The sequence below is a fragment of the Coleofasciculus sp. H7-1 genome (genome assembly GCF_057473865.1).
This window is the reverse complement of the sequence record NZ_JBYCCT010000054.1, coordinates 17,162-35,312: the sequence shown is the minus strand read 5'-3', so window position 1 is coordinate 35,312 and position 18,151 is coordinate 17,162. Positions and strand designations below refer to the sequence as shown.

At 46.4% G+C, this 18,151-nt stretch carries 10 protein-coding genes and 1 pseudogene; 7 read left to right on the top strand and 4 right to left on the bottom strand.

All coding sequences use genetic code 11. The annotated features are described in order from the left end of the window. Positions 1-37 precede the first annotated feature (37 nt). The 4 genes and pseudogenes from AC2VDX_RS13565 to AC2VDX_RS13550 all read left to right on the top strand — a co-directional run bounded on the left by AC2VDX_RS13565 (position 38) and on the right by AC2VDX_RS13550 (position 3,589). Positions 38-1,135: a DNA cytosine methyltransferase gene (locus AC2VDX_RS13565; protein WP_378181596.1), complete on the top strand. Its 1,098-nt coding sequence runs from the start codon at positions 38-40 to the stop codon at positions 1,133-1,135. Positions 1,136-1,153: 18 nt separating this feature from the next. Next, positions 1,154-1,309 (top strand): annotated as a pseudogene (locus tag AC2VDX_RS13560) (BsuBI/PstI family type II restriction endonuclease); the annotation flags it as partial. A gap of 124 nt (positions 1,310-1,433) precedes the next feature. Continuing rightward, the gene (locus AC2VDX_RS13555; protein ID WP_378181599.1) at positions 1,434-2,039 is read left to right on the top strand and encodes a glutathione S-transferase family protein; all 606 of its coding nucleotides are present in this window, start codon (positions 1,434-1,436) and stop codon (positions 2,037-2,039) included. 275 nt (positions 2,040-2,314) lie between these two features. Continuing rightward, entirely contained in the window at positions 2,315-3,589 is a 1,275-nt protein-coding gene (locus tag AC2VDX_RS13550) for a S41 family peptidase (RefSeq protein ID WP_378181602.1), read from the top strand. A gap of 260 nt (positions 3,590-3,849) precedes the next feature. Here the strand turns inward: AC2VDX_RS13550 and AC2VDX_RS13545 are convergent, their stop codons facing one another. Further along, complete coding sequence (locus AC2VDX_RS13545; RefSeq protein WP_378181606.1) at positions 3,850-4,710, bottom strand: fructosamine kinase family protein; 861 nt, start codon at positions 4,708-4,710, stop codon at positions 3,850-3,852. Between the two features lie 72 nt (positions 4,711-4,782). Next, positions 4,783-6,081: a M16 family metallopeptidase gene (locus AC2VDX_RS13540; protein ID WP_378181607.1), complete on the bottom strand. Its 1,299-nt coding sequence runs from the start codon at positions 6,079-6,081 to the stop codon at positions 4,783-4,785. Between the two features lie 405 nt (positions 6,082-6,486). Here AC2VDX_RS13540 and AC2VDX_RS13535 point away from each other — a divergent pair, with 405 nt between their 5' ends. The 3 genes from AC2VDX_RS13535 to AC2VDX_RS13525 all read left to right on the top strand — a co-directional run bounded on the left by AC2VDX_RS13535 (position 6,487) and on the right by AC2VDX_RS13525 (position 14,081). Then, complete coding sequence (locus tag AC2VDX_RS13535) at positions 6,487-8,373, top strand: ATP-binding protein (RefSeq protein ID WP_378181610.1); 1,887 nt, start codon at positions 6,487-6,489, stop codon at positions 8,371-8,373. A 48-nt stretch (positions 8,374-8,421) separates the two neighbouring features. Next, positions 8,422-9,951, top strand: coding sequence for a C-3',4' desaturase CrtD (crtD, locus tag AC2VDX_RS13530; protein ID WP_378181613.1), 1,530 nt, complete (start codon positions 8,422-8,424; stop codon positions 9,949-9,951). 698 nt (positions 9,952-10,649) lie between these two features. Then, positions 10,650-14,081: a hypothetical protein gene (locus AC2VDX_RS13525; protein ID WP_378181616.1), complete on the top strand. Its 3,432-nt coding sequence runs from the start codon at positions 10,650-10,652 to the stop codon at positions 14,079-14,081. A 58-nt stretch (positions 14,082-14,139) separates the two neighbouring features. Here the strand turns inward: AC2VDX_RS13525 and AC2VDX_RS13520 are convergent, their stop codons facing one another. Beyond that, positions 14,140-16,404 carry a chromosome segregation ATPase gene (locus AC2VDX_RS13520; protein WP_378181619.1) on the bottom strand — a complete coding sequence of 755 codons (2,265 nt, stop codon included), beginning with the start codon at positions 16,402-16,404 and terminating at the stop codon, positions 14,140-14,142. A gap of 203 nt (positions 16,405-16,607) precedes the next feature. Then, on the bottom strand, positions 16,608-17,507 hold the full coding sequence (gene hslO / locus AC2VDX_RS13515; RefSeq protein WP_378181622.1) for an Hsp33 family molecular chaperone HslO: 900 nt from the start codon (positions 17,505-17,507) through the stop codon (positions 16,608-16,610). Positions 17,508-18,151: the final 644 nt, after the last annotated feature.

Below are 18,151 nucleotides of genomic sequence, written 5' to 3'. Positions count from 1 at the left end.
TATTCCCTAAGTGTTTCCTTACCTTAGTGTTGATTTGATGAAGACAACAATCTTCAGCAACCGTCTTCCTTGCCTTGATTTTGTCGAAAAAGAGCTTCGACTCTCTCCCCAGGCAGCAACTGAACTCTTAGTTATCGATTTATTTGCTGGGTGTGGAGGACTAGCTCTCGGTTTTGAAGCCGCAGGTTTTCAAACCGTTGGTTATGAAATTTTAGAGGATGCCTGCGCGACTTATCGACACAATCTGCATCGTTCATGCCACCAGGAAACTTTAACACCATCATCGAATTTAATTGAGGAGGCAGTAGTAATTATTGGTGGGCCTCCGTGTCAACCTTTCAGTGTGGGTGGACATCAACTAGGACTAAAAGATGGTCGGGATGGCTTCCCAACTTTTATTTCTGCTGTTGAGCGTTATCGTCCACAAGTTGCCTTATTTGAAAATGTGCGGGGAATGCTTTTTCGCAACAAGGCATACTTTGAAGAAATTGTTATAGCTTTACAGGAACTCGGATACATTGTTGAATGGGAAATTTTAAACGCTGCACATTATGGTGTTCCTCAAAAAAGAGAACGCCTCCTTTGTGTGGCACACAAAGGAGGATGGAAATGGCCTGAAAAAACTCATCTTCATTTACCCTACACTGCCGGTGAAGCTTTGGGAAAACTAGCATTTTCCGCGCTACCTAACTCAAAATTTCTCACGCCTAGTATGGATGAGTATGTCAAAAAGTACGAGATAGCATCTCAATGTATCAAACCCAGAGACCTTCATCTGGATACCCCTTCTCGGACAGTAACCTGTCGAAATCTCTGCGGTGCAACGGGGGATATGTTGCGGATACGCTTACCTGATGGACGTAGGAGAAGGCTAACAGTTCCTGAAGGTGCGCGTCTTCAAAGTTTTCCAGATTGGTTCCAATTTCAGGGTTCTGAGAACAGTCAATTTAATCAGATTGGTAATGCAGTACCTCCACTCTTAGCAAAGGCTTTAGCGGATTCTGTTAAAGCTTGTTTAGAAAGTAATCAACAAATCTCCCCAAAAGAAATTCATCAACCAACTCAATATAGCCAGCTATCACTGGAACTTGGAATAGATATTGTAAAAAAACAGCCCGAAAAAACTAAAAATTAAACCATCGAGGAGTTGCAATCAATAGCTGGACTGGTGTTTGTCACCGCCTTTCAGCGCCGCAGCGATATGGCGAGATGTTTGAATGAAATATCTTGGGAAACGGAAGTCTGGGTAGCTGAGGCACCGACTCACATCATCCACTTCAACGGTGATCGCTTCTTGGGACCATACTGATAAAAGCGATATGTGTTAGCTTATGCTTCGGGCAAGCTTCGCGTGTGACAATACTTATTGTTAACGCTCACGCACTGGCGATCGCGCTCCAAAAATTCACTATTGAAGTAGTTTAGGTATAAATATGCTCAAACTGTATCAATTTTTCTCCTCTGGTAATTGTTACAAAGTTCGTCTTTTGTTAACTCAACTGGAAATTCCCTTCGATAGGATAGAAGTTAACATCCTCAAAGGTGAAACTCGGACTCCAGAATTTTTAAGCAAAAATCCCAATGGTCGGATTCCTGTTTTGGAAATAGAATCAGGTCAATTTCTGGCAGAATCCAACGCAATTCTTTTTTATCTGAGTGAAGGAACTGATTTTTTGCCTAACGACCGTTTTGAACGCGCAAAAGTGTTGCAATGGTTATTTTTCGAGCAGTATAGCCATGAGCCTTATATTGCTACTTCCCGATTTTGGATTTCTATCCTTGGCAAGGCGGAGGAATATAAGGAGGCACTTAATCAAAAGCGCGAACCAGGTTATGCAGCGCTAACGATTATGGAAAAGCATTTAACAAATTGTAATTTTTTGGTGGGAGAACGCTATACGATTGCTGATATTGGGTTGTTTGCTTACACTCATGTGGCGGATGAAGGTGGATTTGATTTAACAAGATTTCCAGCAATCCAAGCTTGGATAGAACGAGTTAAAGCTCAGCCTCGGCACATTAGGATCGCGCAATTATAATAGAGTTTGGTATGGCGATGTAGGATAGGCGATCGCTTCATTCGCATCCCCTAATTTAGGTAACTGTACCTAAACCAACCTATCTGTAGAACTATTGGTTAACAGTGCCTAGCATACAACATCTAGTAATGAATTTGAAACCCTCCTACGCGGGTTTGTCTGTGTAGGTGTGGTTTCTAACCGCAGCATATATTTGTAAAAATGAGATACTTCCTACCCTGATTTAAGTAGATGATAAGCTATACTGACTGAAGATAAATTTAAATAATAAAAAAATGATAAAGCTTAACCGTTTTTTGGCTACTTTAAGTCTTAGCATTTTAGTTATTCTTACTTTAACATTTTCACTTTTACCCGTCAGTTCAAAACTTCAAGAATCACCGACATTAGCTGTTTTTGAAGAAGTTTGGCAAACAGTCAATGACAACTTTTACGATCCCAAATTTAACGGTATTGACTGGAAAGCCATGCGAGAGAAGTATAAACCTTCAGTCAAGCAGGCAAAATCTATTGATGAAGCATCAATTGTCATCAATCAAATGCTATCTGAGTTGCATACTTCTCATATAGGCTTTTATCCGAAGACAGAACCCGCTTACTATCAACTTTTGGGTATATTTAATCAAGGTTCTTTCTTAGAAAAGATACAAAAGTTATTTCCCAACGGCTTAGAGTACACCGGCATCGGAGCTTTCACTAAAGAGATAAATGGGAAGACCTTTATCACTGCTATTCTCGATGGCAGTTCTGCTGCTCAAGCGGGACTCAAAGTAGGCGATCAAATATTAGCAGTTGATGGCAATCAGTATCAGCCAATTGAATCTTTTGTTAACAAAGCAGGGAAAGAAGTCAGTATATCGATTCAACAGACTCCCGATTCAAACAGCAATAAAAATGTAATTGTAGTTCCAAAAAGAATAAAACCTACTACAGTTTTCTTAGACGCTATGCGGTCGAGTATCGAAATAATTGAAAGCAATGGAAGAAAACTAGGCTATGTCCATATCTGGTCTTATGCTGGCGATCAATATCAGGAATTACTGGAAGAAGAAATTGCTTATGGAAGGCTTAAAGATGCGGATGGGTTGATTTTAGACTTAAGAGATGGCTGGGGTGGAGCTACTCCGAATTATCTGAGTATTTTTTCCAAAAAAGTTCCAGTATTAACCCAAATTCCCAGAGACGGGATAAAAAGCACCTTAGATTATCAGTGGAGAAAACCCGTTGTGATGCTGGTGAATAAGGGAACCAGAAGCGGAAAAGAGATTTTAGCTTACGGTTTTGAGCAGTATGGAATTGGAAAAGTTGTTGGTAGCCAAACAGCAGGAGCAGTTGTTGCGGCTCGTCCTTTCTTGCTAAAAGATGGCAACCTTCTTTATCTAGCTGTAGTTGATATTTATGTGAATGGAGAACGCTTAGAAGGCAAGGGAGTGAAACCAGATATTGAAGTGCCGTTCCAGTTAGAATATGCTGGGGGAAACGACCCTCAAAAAGCGAAAGCTGTAGAGGTTCTGGTTGAAGCTGTTAAGAATCAGAATCGAGGTCCATAATTGCAATATACTTTTTGTGAAAATCTCTATAGTCCGCCAGCAATTTAAATCGCTGGCTAATAGCTGGCATTCCGTTAAAACAGACTAAATTGTTAATATTATTAGTTGGTCTTAACCGACTTGCGCTATTAGGCAAAGACTTAAGTCTCTGGTGGACTGAAACGAAGGCTTAAGCAAAGCAACGTCTAAAGACAAATTTCAAAAGGACGAATAATTTGCTCTACTTTCACTGATATTTAAAGGCGCGATCGCTCATTCCTCTATCTCAAAATACGCTCAATCATCCCGTTGGCTTGCGAACTATAGCCGCCGCCAAACAAATTAAAGTGATTGAGGATGTGATAGAGATTGTAGAGCCTTTTCCGGCGCTCGTAGCCTGGATCTAGAGGAAATACTTCGTTATAGCCGCGATAAAAGGCTGGGGGGAAACCACCGAAAAGTTCTGTCATAGCGATATCAACCTCGCGATCGCTATAATACGCCGCCGGATCAAAAATGACGGGTTCTCCCGATGCCGTAAAGCCTGCATTTCCCCCCCACAAATCGCCGTGAACCAGCGATGGTTGAGGGTGATAATCCGCTAGCAATTCGGGAATTGCCGCCAGCAATTGCTCCTGTTGGGGAAAATGAGCGCCGCGACGTGCCAACTGAAATTGATAACCGAGACGATGCTTGGCATAGAATTCCGCCCAATCTGCTGTCCAATTATTGATTTGCGGCGTGGAACCAATCGTGTTATTTCTGTCCCAGCCAAAGGCGTCTTTTCCAGCACATTTGTGCATCGCCGCTAACATCCGTCCCATTTCTTCCCAAGAATGGGTGTCGCCGCGCCCTATTTCCAGCCACTCCAACACGATATAGGCAGAATTGCCTCCAGTACCCCAGCCAATCGGTTTCGGAACCCGGATAGTGTGAGTTTCCAGCATTTGCTGGAGTCCCAGCGCCTCTGCCTCAAACATATCAACCAAAGACGCTTGGTTGATTTTGATGAAGTAGGTGCGTTGTCCATCGCTGACGGCATAGCCTTGATTGATGCAGCCACCACTAACCGATTGCCGCTGCTGACTTTGAAACCTTTCACCCGTTAGGCGAGTAATTTGAGCGTCTATTTCTGTCCACATGGGAGAAATTTTAACGCAAAGGTGCGCGAAACCAGATTGATTTCTTTGCGTACCGAGAGCGTTAAAAAACTTTTAGCTAGCAGGCTTAATCGCAACCACACCATAAGCATCACAAGAGAGATACTGTTGAGCAGCTGACTGAAGATCCGCCGCCTCCAACGCTTGAATCCGAGCCGGATAATTCAATGCTGGAGCCAAATCACCCATCATTGTTTGATAGTAGCCGTATAAGTTGGCGCGATCGCTCGGCGTTTCATTCCCAAAGACAAACCGATTCGCTACTTGCGTCCGGAAGCGGGAAATCTCTGCCTCACTCACGGGTTCTGTCTGGAGGGTGCGAATATGAGCAAGAATCGCCGCTTCCACCTCTGCCAAATTCTCTACCGGCAACTGCGCCCCAATATAGAAGACACCTTGATGCCGATGGCTCATATTGCTCACCCCAATATTAGTGACTAGGTGCCTATCTTCCCGCAAATCTCGGAACAGCCGCGACATCCGACCTTGTCCCAAAATCACCCCCAGCACATCCAGCGCGTAGGTATCGGATAAGTGCGTCAATCCAGGCACTCGCCACACCATCACTAACCGCGCCTGCTGCAAGCTTTCATCAACATACTCGCGGCGGACAATTTCCCGGAAAGCGGGTTCGGGAGTCAAGGTTGGGGTGATAGCTTCCTGACTTTTGACTTCTGACTCCTGAGTGCTGACTCCTATCTTCGTCAATCCCTCTGCCACAATTTCAATTAATTCCTCGACAGGCAAATTGCCCACAACTGCCGCTGTTATCGATTGCGGTTGATACCGACTAGCATGGAAATCGCGCATCTGCTGCGCCGTCAGTTGCTCAATCACCGCTGCTGGCCCTAGTACCTGACGCCGGTAGGGCAGGGTGTCAAATGCCACCTCCATCGCCCGCTGGTAAGTGCGACGGCGAGGATTATCTTCCGATCGGCGAATTTCTTCTAAAACGACTAATCGCTCTCTTTGAAAGGCATCCTCTGGAATGCTGGGATTTAGCACCACATCTAGTTGCAATGGTGCTAAATGGGCAAAATCTTTGGGAGCTGTTGTGATGTAGTAGTGGGTATAGTCCTGACTGGTTGCTGCGTTTGTTACGGCACCCCGCTCTTCAATCAGTAGCTCGAATTCCCCACTTTTGAGTCTTGGCGTCCCCTTAAACACCATGTGTTCTAGAAAGTGAGCCATGCCGTTAATGGGGTCTGGCTCATCGGATGAGCCGACATTTATCCACACGTTCAGGTTAACGGCTTCGACGGGCATCTGCTCCGCCACAATCGTTAAACCGTTAGGCAGGCGGTGGAGAGTAGGGGCGTTGAGTGGCGTAGATTTGAGCAGAGTTGAGGTCATGTGTTGTTCGTCGCTCGGCTATTTCTCCTTTTATCTTACTCAGTCCGCACCCGTCTCCTCAGCCAGCTACCCAGCATTGCCCGATCGCTCTCCAGATGTTTAAAAAAAGTTTCTCGCTCATGTCGGGTCTAGCGCGTATCACCTTTCACTGCCATTTTTTAAAGTTGATTGAGAGAGTCAATCATTTCTTTAAAATCTGGCTTATTTATTAAATTTTACTTATTTATGTATTTTGAAATACCTTTTTTATGAAATATTTATTTTAAATTTTAAAAAGTTTGAAATAAATCAGTATCTTTAGAGAAATTTAATAATTTCAAAAGCTTTATCAGTCTATAGACAGATACTATGCTTTAGTCAGTTAGACCAGACTAAAGCTTAATTTAACTGGAGTGAGTTTTACTCATGCTGAGTGGACTTTCAGTAAGTAAAAATACATTCATTGCAGCTTGTTATTATACGACTGCATTTTTGAGCGATCGCGCTTTTCTCCGAGGGCAGCATCTACTCAGCAATCCATTGATACTCGCAACTCTAGCAATCTTCTTGAGCTGTGCTGTAGAACATTCAGTGCAGCTTTTAAAATTAGTCTTTGGTGGGCAAAACGGCTCCCCAATGATACTGACAATTCAGGGAGGTATCGTCCCACTCGTGGCTTTAGTCGTGGGAGTTTTCATGGCTCTAAGGCGTTATTACTCGCTCCTGTTTGAAAATTCCCAATCCAAAAGAACACTCATGCACCAACTGGATCAGGCTAATGTTGAGTTGGAAAGAGCGATCGCCAATTCGGAAGTTTTGGTAGCACGTACCAAAAAGTTATTGCAGACAAATCAACAATTAGAAAGGGAAATCATCGAGCGCAAACAGACACAAGAAGCAACGCGATCCACTCAAAATTTATTAAATTCCATCGTAGAAAATCTGCCGATGGGAATTTTTATTAAGGAAGTGAATGAATTGCGGTTTGTCTTCTGGAACAAAGCCAGCGAGGAACTCACTGGTTATTCTCCCGAAGAAGTGTTAGGCATGAACGACTATGATTTTTTCCCGCCAGAGCAAGCTGCTTTTTTCACAAATTGCGATCGCGAAGTGTTGGCATCTGGGAAACTTCTGGACATTCCGGAAGAGCCAATCCAGACTAAGCATCAAGGTTTGAGGATGCTGCACACTAAAAAAATCCCGCTTCTCGACGAATCGGGAATTCCCCGATATTTATTGGGCATTTCCGAAGATATCACCGAGCGAAAACAGGCGCTGGAGGCTTTAGGAGAATCAGAAGCTGCACAGACGAGAGCGATCGCGTCTTTACAACAACAAGCAACCCAGATGAAAACAGCGATGCAGACGCTGCAAAACAGCCAATCCCAACTGGTTCAGAGCGAAAAAATGTCCAGTTTGGGACAGTTAGTTGCGGGTGTTGCTCACGAAATTAATAATCCAGTCAGCTTTATTTACGGCAATCTCGCTTACGCAGATCAATACACCCAAAATTTGCTGCACCTGCTGCAACTCTACCAGCGTTATTATCCCCATCCAGTACCAGAAATCGAAGCTTATGAGGAAAATATCGATCTTGACTTTGTCTGGGAAGACCTACCGAATATACTATCTTCCATGAAGCTGGGAGCAGACCGCATTCGCCAGATTGTGCTGAGTTTGCGGAATTTTTCTCGGCTCGATCAAGCAGAAATGAAGGCAGTCGATATTCATGAGGGGTTAGATAGTACGCTGCTGATTTTACAGCATCGACTGAAAGCAAAAGTGGGAAATCGGGGAATTGAGCTGATCAAAGAGTACGGCGATCTCCCTCTTGTGGAGTGTCATGCTGGACAGATGAACCAAGTGTTTATGAATATCCTCACCAATGCGATTGATGTTTTAGAGGAGTACAGCTATCAGCACTTAGCGATCGCCACCATAGAGAATTTGCATACACAGTCTCTTCTAGGTCAAAACCTCCCCATTCTCAATGCCCAAGCGCCAGTTGCTTCGATTAAAATTCGCACTGAGGTTGTCGCAATTGATGACAGTCCTCATGTAGTGATTCGGATTCGAGATAATGGCTCTGGCATCCCTCCAGACGTGAAAGCACGACTGTTTGACCCTTTCTTCACCACTAAACCTGTTGGCAAGGGGACAGGCTTGGGTTTATCTATTAGCCATCAAATTGTGGTCGAGAAGCACGGCGGGGTTCTGAAGTGTTTCTCAGAACCCGGACAAGGAACTGAGTTTTACATTGAAATCCCGATTGTTCATCGTCGAGCGCGAACCTGTCAGGAAGCCGAAACTTAATGTAACGTAATATTAAGTCTCCCAAGAGGGAATCCTCGTTCTCAATTCATGCCAAGCCGTCATGTTGTCGTCATCGGTGCTGGAATTGGTGGTCTTACTGCTGGGGCATTACTGGCTCGTCGAGGCTACCAAGTATTAATTTTGGATCAGGCTCTGGTGCCTGGTGGATGTGCTTCCACATTTAAACGCAAAGGATTTACCTTTGATGTAGGAGCGACTCAGGTGGCTGGACTGGAACCGGGAGGGATTCATCACCGCATTTTTCAGGAACTAGAAATTGAGCTACCAGCGGCGACGCCTTGCGATCCAGCTTGTGCGGTGTATCTACCGGGAGAAACCGAACCGATTAACGTCTGGCGCGACCCCCAAAAGTGGAAGGCGGAGCGAATTCGGCAGTTTCCGGGAAGCGAACCATTTTGGCAGCTGTTGGCGACTTTATTCCGAGCGAGTTGGGCGTTTCAATCGCGCGATCCGGTGCTACCGCCGCGAAATTTGTGGGACTTATGGCAGCTGGTATCGGCGGTTCGTCCCGATACTTTGATTACTTTGCCCTACACTTTTTTGACGGTGGGGGACGCTTTGCGGGGGTATGGATTGGGCGATAATCAGCGTCTGAGAACGTTTCTGGATTTGCAGCTCAAGCTTTATTCTCAGGTAGATGCTGAAGAAACGGCTCTGCTGTATGCAGCCACTGCTTTGAGTGTTTCCCAGGAGCCGCAGGGACTATTTCATCTCAAAGGCAGTATGCAGGTGTTGAGCGATCGCCTAGTCTCCTCTTTAGAGCGAGACGGTGGCAAGCTGTTGATGCGCCACACCGTTGAACGCATCCACACCACAAATGGCAAAGCCACTGGTGTCGTCATTCGCCATCAAACAACCGGCGTTGTCTGGACAGAACCCGCCGACCATGTTGTTGCCAATGTCACCGCGCAAAATCTGGTGCAGCTGTTGGAAACACATAAACCAGAGGGATTTCCCAATTCTCAATCCAAAATCCCAAATCGATATCGTCGTCGAGTCGATAAACTGCCCCCATCGTCGGGAGCATTTGTGGTGTATCTAGGTGTAGATCGAAGTGCTATTCCCTCAGAATGTCCGCCTCATTTGCAGTTTCTCTACGATTATGATGGCCCGATTGGGGAAAATAACTCCCTATTTGTCTCAGTGAGTCACCCTAGAGATGGTCGCGCCCCAGAAGGCAAAGCAACTATCATCGCCTCTTCCTTCGTTGACACTCGGAATTGGTGGCAATCTGAGGATTATGAACAGCTAAAGCAACAATATACCGAGGAAGCGATCGCCCGCCTTAGTCAATTTTTTCACTTGACACCAGAAACCATTGTCCATCAAGAAGCCGCTACACCCCGCACCTTTGCCCGCTTCACAGCACGCGATCGCGGTATTGTCGGCGGGATTGGTCAAAGAGTTTCCACCTTTGGTCCCTTTGGCTTTGCCAACCGCACACCCGTGAATCATTTGTGGCTAGTGGGAGACTCCACCCATCCCGGCGAAGGCACCGCAGGCGTCAGCTACTCCGCCCTCACCGTGGTGCGCCAAATCGAAAATACCGAGAATTGATCGGACTGTGATAGTCACTCTGAATCCAGCTTGCGCGATCGCTACATCAATCGGGGCGCTTTCATTAATCAGCCCGTTTGCTAATTGTGTTTTCCTTAGGTGCAAGATTAGACTGCTTGCAAAAGTGCCTTGAAATAAATTTCCGGCTTAAAATTTAAACCCGTTAAAACTGACATCTTGCACCATTCTCAAGTTTGCCCCAAGTCCGTCTTGAACTCAATTTTCTTGGCTCATAGCTTGCATTCCACAGGACTTACGCAAAGCTTATACATATAGCGTTTTGTAGGGGTAATCCCTCTGTGGTTGCCCTCAGATGTGGTGATGTTGCGTAAGTCCTAATTCCATTGAAATGGACTGAAATTCTTACTAAGTCTTCTAAGAGAAGACTTGATTCTGTAAGAGAGGGGTTTAAACCCCAGGCGGGTAATGCGACTGGTGCCAGATGTGAGTTAAAACGGACTTGAGCGATTAGAAGGGGGGAATTTTATTCTCCGGCGGAATTGAAGTAAAACCCAAGTTTTAACAGAAGTGGGTAATGACACCAGCTGGAAGGGCAGGCGAATTAGAACTCTTTGAGGCAAAAACTCCGATTCTGTGTAATATGTAACAAAAATTCTACACAGCAATTTCTCCGCTGCATAACAATAAGTAATAGTGGCTTCAGCCTGTTTTTCTCAGAAACAGCTACAGACAAGTTTATGTACGTCTATCGCACCTCTCAGTTTAACCGGAAGGCTCTGTGCTATGGTGTTCAGGCTCAAGTAGATAAATTATGCAATGAACTTGAGCCTTTGAGTATTGATGAGTCACAGGCACGTTTTGAGAGAGTTTATCCCTACTTAAAGCGGAGAGGGGAAAACAATTTACGCCTCATTGCCAGGATTCGACCCGTACAGGACGACCTGGTGCTATGCTTACTAGACATTTTTCTCCGTGGCTCTAAAGAATACAAAAAGTTCCTGCGAACCCCAGAAGAGTACGGCACAAAGAATCTCGACTGCCAATTGGATGAGGAAGCGCTAACTAACTGGCTTGGGCAGCAGCAACCGTCAGCCAGCAACGTGTCTTCAAGACGCGAGTCGCTTCCAGACGATTTGCTTCCTTGGCTAGAACCTCCAGGCTGGGAGATAGAAAACGATAAAGACTCTTGGGCAATCCTCTACGAAAGCGATGAGTGGATTGCCAGGTTCAAGAGTCCAGAAATCGGAGAAGACTGGGAAATTTACTATCAAATTATCTCTGGAATAGAAGAAAAATCTAGGAACGCTGAAGAAATTGCCCAATGGCCCGGTGTGTATCTGTGTGGCGAAAATAATGGGTATGTGCTATTTAGCCAGCTTGAAACCGCCGATACGCCACCTCGAAAAGTATTATTTCTCCTAGCGTCTTTTGCTCATCGACCTTCTACAGAAGAGATAGCCCAAATAGGGCAGGCAACCAATTTATTTGATAGTTATAAAAATGTTTTATCTAAGCCTTTAACGCTGGATGAACTCACTCCCTTTGCGCGACGGTCTTATCCGAGTTACTTAGTAACTGATAAACAAAGTTGGCTTGCAATTCAAAGAGGCGCAGAGGTAAATTTAGCCCTTTCAGCAGAAGAAGAGGCAATTCTTAACTCAGTTTCAACAACATCAACATCGGGAAATAATTGTCTGCCGCTTTTCTTAAATGGGCGAGCGGGTAGCGGTAAATCTACCATGCTGCTGTATTTGTTTGCGGATTATTGTTATCGAAAATATTACTACGAGCCGGGAAAAGAACTTCCAGGAAAGCCGCTTTTTCTCACTTATAATAAGCGGCTATTAGAGGTAGCTAAAGAGTTCGTGCGCTGTCTGCATACGTTCCATCACCGCTTTGTGGCAGATCGAACAGAAGGTTCGGAAATCCCCGATGTCAGTGCTTTCTTTCAGCCGTTTGGGACATTTCTTCTGAACTTACTACCTTTAGAAGCGGACGCTGCGTCGTTGGCTAACAGGATGATCCAGCAACCTTACGCTGCGGGAAACCCTTCGGGCTACCGGCATACACTCCAGGAGCGTTTCGATTCCCAGAAATATATTTCTTTCCATCGCTTTCGACAGCTTTACCGAGACTCGAAGCTGCCACAAGCACAGGTGTATTCCCCAGAACTTTGCTGGCACGTTATCAGAACCTTCATCAAGGGGTACAGTCTCAGATACATGACTCCAGAAGACTACCAGGATGAAGTGCCGACTCAGGAACGCACTGTCCCAGTTGCTCAGTTCCAAGAAATTTACAAAACCATCTGGGGACGTTGGTATAAGCGGCTAACAACCGAGCTAGGGTACTGGGACGATCAAGACTTGATTAGATTGGTGCTGGAACTCAAGTGTTACCGTGCTGAGTACACTGCCATTTTCTGCGACGAGGCGCAAGATTTCACCCGGCTAGAGCTTCAGTTGATTATGCGGCTGTCTGCGTTCTCTCAGTGCGATCTGGGATACCAGCCTATGCGTAACCTGCCTTTTGCCTTTGCTGGAGATCCTTTCCAAACCTTGAACCCGACGGGATTTCGTTGGGAGAGCGTACAGGCAGCATTTTACAATGAAGCGATCGCCGCACTCGACCCCACACAGCGATTAAATCTGCGGATGAATTTCCCGGAGCTGAAGTCTAACTATCGCTCCTGCGCTCCGGTTGTGCAAGCAATTAACCTGATCCAATTGTGTCGTCAGGTTCTGTTTAAAATTCCGGCACTTCAGCCGCAAACCGCCTGGAAACAAGGTCACTTTCCCGCTCCGCAAAAATTTATTATTGGCCGAAATATTCAAATCGAGCAACTCAAACGCTACCTGAGAGACACGATAATTATCGTGCCTTGTGAAGAAGGGGGAGAGCTTGCTTATGCTCAAAACGATGCGGTTCTTTCTCAAATTTTGGCAGAGATCCCAGAGTCAGAACCGCTCAAAAATGTATTGAGTGCCAGTGCGGTTAAAGGATTGGAATTTAAACGAGTCGTTCTCTACAAATTCGGCGAGGAATGTAACAAAGCTGTCTGGAATCTGGTCAATAGACGGGAAGACTCGAAAGACCTTTTGGCAGATCGTTTGTACGAATTTGAATTTTTCTTTAATAAACTCTACGTGGCTGCTTCCAGAGCCAAAGAACGTCTATTTGTCGTTGATTCTCAAATCGGAGACCAGCGGCTTTGGGGGGTCACAGAAACTTATTTAGAAGTGCTTTTACAGCATTCACAAAACCCTGCTTGGCGAGAAAACGTTCAACCCATCCGTTTGGGAACACCTGAAAGCGCACGGGATCTGCAAGAAGATGATTGGCACTCGATCGCGCAGGAGTTTGAAAGTAGGGGAATGAACTCGGAAGATCCAGATTTCATGAGACGTGCCAGACAGTGCTATAGCGATCGCGCCTACGCTAAAAAAGCCGAAATTTGTGAAGCTTGGGCACTCAAATTTGAGCAGAAATTTGGCGATGCCGGTCAACGTTTTCTCATGCTTGACAAAACAGAGGACGCTTGGGATTGTTTTTGGCAGGGGATGTGCTGGTCAGCATTGTTGAAGCAGTTTGACAAGTCTCCGCCAGGTCGGGAATTAGAGCGGCAAATTGCCCTATTCATGGATCAAAAATTGAGTCAAGCTTCTTTAAAGGAGTTCACTCGCTTCCTCCAGAACTTTATCAAAAGCAACCAGTTGGAGATTCACCGCAACAGCCGACAGTGGAAAATAGCCTTGGAGGAATATGCGAAGGGAATTGGGGCTTTAATTACCGGGCCAAACCTCCACTGGCATGAATGGCAGCGATTTGGAGAGGTTCTGGAAGCTTTAGGAGAAGGCTGGAATGGGATGCTCTACCGTGCTGGAACTTGCTTCTACCGCGCCAAGAACTATGAACGTGCCGCGCAATGTTGGGAACGGTGTGATTCTACTCAACAGCGTAAATATTATCTGGCTAAAGCTTCTGTTCTCGGTTTGCCAAATGGTTTGGAGTATTTAGAAAAAGCCGGGGAATCTGAGCAGATTGTTAATGAGTGGAATAAGGCTGGCAGACCTCACACTCAATTGTGGTTAAAGTATGTTGCGCCAATACTAGAAAAAGGAAAAAGAAAGAGCGGTACGGCAACAAAGGCGAAACAGAAAAAGCGGTAATTAGTTATTAGTTATTAGACTTTGGCAAAACACCTAACAATTGACTAATAACTAATAACTAAAAGGATGGTGAGTTTTCAAGGGACTGAGGCTGTAGACTTTGTTTCCAACCTTCGATTGCCCGTTGAGCGTCGGTGTAGGCAGATGAACCGTCGGGGATGTTTTGGGCGATCGCGATCGCTCTTGGTACATCATTCCGAGCCTGCTCCTGTGCTATCGCCAACAGTTGATAACTCCAGCGATTAATTACCTCTCTGGCTTCAGCACCGACTCGCGTTGAGTTACGTACCTGACGAGCCGTTTGAATTGCTTGCGCGATCGCATCCGGTGTTCCTGGATTCGCTAACTGATAAGCGGACTGCAAAATCTCTTGCGATCGCAGTTCTGTCCGCCAACTTTTAATTTTTTCCTGAGCTTCACCGTATAGCGCTCGTCCCGATCTAATCTGTCCCGCTGCGGTAATTGCGCCCGGAAGATTGCCCGAACTCGCCAAAGCTTGCGCTTGATCCAAATAAGGCTGGTCTTGTACCCGCTGAATTCTGTCTTGCCACCGTCTGATCTTGCCTTGAGCTTCACCGTAGAGCGCTCGTCCCGGTTGAATCTGTCCTGCTGCGGCGATCGCGCCGGAAAGATCCCCCGCATTCGCCAAACCAGTCGCTTGTTCCAAATAAGGCTGGTCTTGCATTCGCTCGATTTTATCAGTCCACTGTCGGATTTTGCGCCTCGCCTCTGTATAAAGAGCGCGTCCTTGACCCACTTGACTGGCTTCGTTAATGGCTTCTTGCAGGGAACTCATATCCCCCAAACTTGCCAGTTGATCGGCGCGAGCCAGATAGGGACGATCTTCTACCGTCTCTATTTGACTCGTCCAGTTACTGACGAGGGATTTTGCTTCTGAGGAGCGGGGATTAGTGCTGGGAACCAGTTGTGCTTCCGCGATCGCTGCGCTTAAGTCACCCACTGTTCCACCTTTTGCCAGTTCCCGCGCCCGATCTAAATGGGCGACATCTTCAATTTCTCGCTGCCAGCGAACAATTAAATCCTGGGCTTTATCGTATAGAGGGCGTCCGGGATTTAACTTTTGGGCTAGGGCGATCGCGTCTTCCAAATCTGAAACCGTTCCCTTCTGAGCGCGAGACTGGGCACTTGCCAAGTCGTTCAAATCTTGCGCTTCGCCTTGTAAATTGAGACTTTCGGGAATTTTACTGGTAATTAGGATGACCGTTTGCCAGTCTTTTCTATCGAGCGCCTCTTGAGCCATATCGATTAATTTGCGCCCAAATTCTGTCACCGCGCCTTGGGCTTCCTTGTATGCCAAACTGCTGGGCGGAATTGCCTGTGCCAGTTTGATCGCCTCCAACAGATTATCTAATCCTCCGCTCTTAGAAAGTTGGAAGGCTTTATCCAACTTGGCGCTTTCTTCCCGCGCCGACTGAATCAGACTCACCAGTTGATCGTACTTGGTCGTTGCCCAGTAGGTATTGCCGATATAGACCAGTTGCACGGCATCTCGAAAAGCCTGAGTCCAGTTAGATTCGCGCACCTCGTCTTGGGCTTTTTCATAAAGCTTTTCTGCCTTCGACCAGATCGATTGCCAGCGATTTACGCGCTCATCCACCAACTTGTAGGCTGGCACGCCAGTGGGGATTTTGCGAGCCATTGCGATCGCTTCCGACAATTGACCCGCTTGGAAGGATTCCTCTCCTAATTTCAAAATCTCCAGCGACCACTCTTCCAGATGCTTGTCAATTTCTGGGCGTAGCGGGTGATCTTCTGGTAAACCGTTCACCAATGCGATCGCCTCTAGCAAATCTTTTGCCGTCTGCTTAGAAGCCGCTATCTGAGCGCAGCTGAGGCGCAGCGATGCCGAAGCCGTAGGCCAAAAAATAGCTGGGCAGTTGGGGAGGGCTGGCAGCTTAAACAATAGCGCCACCGCCATAAAACCCAGCCCTCCAGAGATCAGCACCACCAATACGCCCCAGAATGCCCAGCTAGTCGGCAAGCGTAAAAAACGCCTAGGTCGAGGTGGCTTGGGTGTCTCTGACGGCGAGGGGGGCTGTGTAGCCGGAATTTGCTGACCCCCCTGTGCTGGTGCAGAACTACTACCCACCGGACGCTTAGGACGATCCGTTGGTGGAGGAAGTGGCTGTTTCCCCGGACGCGGTGATTTTCCGGGGACAGGTCGTGAAGAGTTCTCGCTCGCGTGTGGTTTGCGATCGCTCGGACGCCCAGACGCAGGCACTCGTTTTTGGGATGTCCACCCAGTCGAATTTGAAGACTTGCCGCTCCCCCCGCCATCTGGAATTTCGGGATTTCTAGTCATAGCTTACTCACACCACAACGCGCTTCGCCTGGGACGAAAGCTTTTTAGCACAGGCAGTAGTTGCAATCCTACTCCCCTCAGCCGCAAAAAGCTATATTCTAATCCAGAAGTCAAAATTTATAATTGATCATTCACAAGTAAATTCTTAAGTTCGCTACAGAATCTAGAATTTTTTCTCCCTTGTGACTTCTAACTTCTGATTCCTAAACAGACTCCGCGCGTAAATCCTCAATCAAAGCCGCCAATTCTTCACTGTTCGCTTTGTAAACTTCTCCACAAAAATGGCAAGTCGCTTCGGCTCCATCATCTTTTTCAATCATGTCTTGCAGTTCGGCTTCGCCCAGCATCTTCAAAGCACCCAAGACGCGGCTCATCGAGCAACCACAGTGAAAGCGCAGCATCTGCACTTCTGGTAGGATGACCAGACCCATGTCTCCCAGCAGTTGTTCTAAAATCTCCGGCAACGTCTTGCCTGCCTGTAATAAGGGTGTAAATCCCGCCAGTGTTTCCATTCGAGATTCCAAAATTTCCACCAGGTTCTCGTCTCTCGCCGCCTTGGGCAGGACTTGCACCAGCAACCCACCAGAAGCCCGTACTGTACCCGCTTCTATAAATACACCCACTGCTAGCGCTGAGGGCGTTTGTTCGGAAGTCACCAGATAGTGGGCAACGTCATCCCCAATTTCACCGGACACCAGCTCAACGGTACTCGAATACGGGTAGCCGTATCCCACATCGCGCACGACATAGAGGTATCCCTCCCGACCGATTCCTCCCCCGACATCCAATTTTCCTTTGGCCTTTGGGGGCAGTTCCACGGTTGGGTTATCTACATACCCTCGTGCGGTTCCGTCTAATCCGGCGTCAACGAGAAGCCCGCCGAGTGGCCCATTTCCCTTAATGCGAATGTTGACCCTTGACCCCTCTCGCTTCATGCTAGAGGCAAGTAATAGCCCTGATGATAGGGTGCGCCCCAGTGCAGCGGTTGCCACGTATGAAAGGTTGTGACGCTGTCTGGCTTCTTGGGTGAGGCGTGTGGTGATGACCCCAACGGCTCGAATTCCACCCTCTGCCGCCGTGGCACGGATTAACTGATCAGCCATGAAAAGACCTTACATTTCTTAACACACTATACTTTTATTGTAAGCATGGCAGTTGATGGTGAGGTGGCATCTGCGTTCCTAATTATTTGAACTGCCAAAAGCAGCCAGTTCTTCAAAAAGAGTAAAAACCTGAATCTTCTATCAGGCGCAAATGGATAAACCGGCTAAAAATCAGTATCGGAATCAAATAACTATTTTTGATAATTATTTTTGGGTTATTTTAGTTAATTTAAAACCCGATCTTATATTAAAATTATTTCTCTATTTCAGGTATAAAGATTAATTGGATTCTGCATTATAATTTTTATCGTAAAAGGCTAATTAGCCGCTATTCTCAAGAAAAACTATTACATTAGGGTTAGGAACAGTACATAGAAAACAGGAGCATCCCGATGACAGCAAATATACGCCCACAGGCTAGAAGAACGAAGCCTGCCAACGCAACTGCTTTATATTAGCCTGCTCTCGTCAGGCTTTGTTTGTTTAGCCGCGAATGCGAGTCGTCGGACTTTAGTAGTCGGACATTTTTACTTTCAGGACTTACGCAAAGCTTATACATATAGCGTTCTTGTCGGTTCAATCCCCCTGTGGTTGCCCCAGATGTCGCGCAAGTTGCGTAAGTCCTGACTTTCATTGGGATGCTC

What these genes read in the sequence shown, in the direction of transcription:
- AC2VDX_RS13520 (WP_378181619.1), bottom strand. Translation starts at nt 16,404, where the DNA reads ATGACTAGAAATCCCGAAATTCCAGATGGCGGGGGGAGCGGCAAGTCT.
- AC2VDX_RS13525 (WP_378181616.1), top strand. Translation starts at nt 10,650, where the DNA reads ATGTACGTCTATCGCACCTCTCAGTTTAACCGGAAGGCTCTGTGCTAT.
- AC2VDX_RS13545 (WP_378181606.1), bottom strand. Translation starts at nt 4,710, where the DNA reads ATGTGGACAGAAATAGACGCTCAAATTACTCGCCTAACGGGTGAAAGG.
- AC2VDX_RS13540 (WP_378181607.1), bottom strand. Translation starts at nt 6,081, where the DNA reads ATGACCTCAACTCTGCTCAAATCTACGCCACTCAACGCCCCTACTCTC.
- AC2VDX_RS13535 (WP_378181610.1), top strand. Translation starts at nt 6,487, where the DNA reads ATGCTGAGTGGACTTTCAGTAAGTAAAAATACATTCATTGCAGCTTGT.
- AC2VDX_RS13550 (WP_378181602.1), top strand. Translation starts at nt 2,315, where the DNA reads ATGATAAAGCTTAACCGTTTTTTGGCTACTTTAAGTCTTAGCATTTTA.
- AC2VDX_RS13565 (WP_378181596.1), top strand. Translation starts at nt 38, where the DNA reads ATGAAGACAACAATCTTCAGCAACCGTCTTCCTTGCCTTGATTTTGTC.
- crtD (WP_378181613.1), top strand. Translation starts at nt 8,422, where the DNA reads ATGCCAAGCCGTCATGTTGTCGTCATCGGTGCTGGAATTGGTGGTCTT.
- AC2VDX_RS13555 (WP_378181599.1), top strand. Translation starts at nt 1,434, where the DNA reads ATGCTCAAACTGTATCAATTTTTCTCCTCTGGTAATTGTTACAAAGTT.
- hslO (WP_378181622.1), bottom strand. Translation starts at nt 17,507, where the DNA reads ATGGCTGATCAGTTAATCCGTGCCACGGCGGCAGAGGGTGGAATTCGA.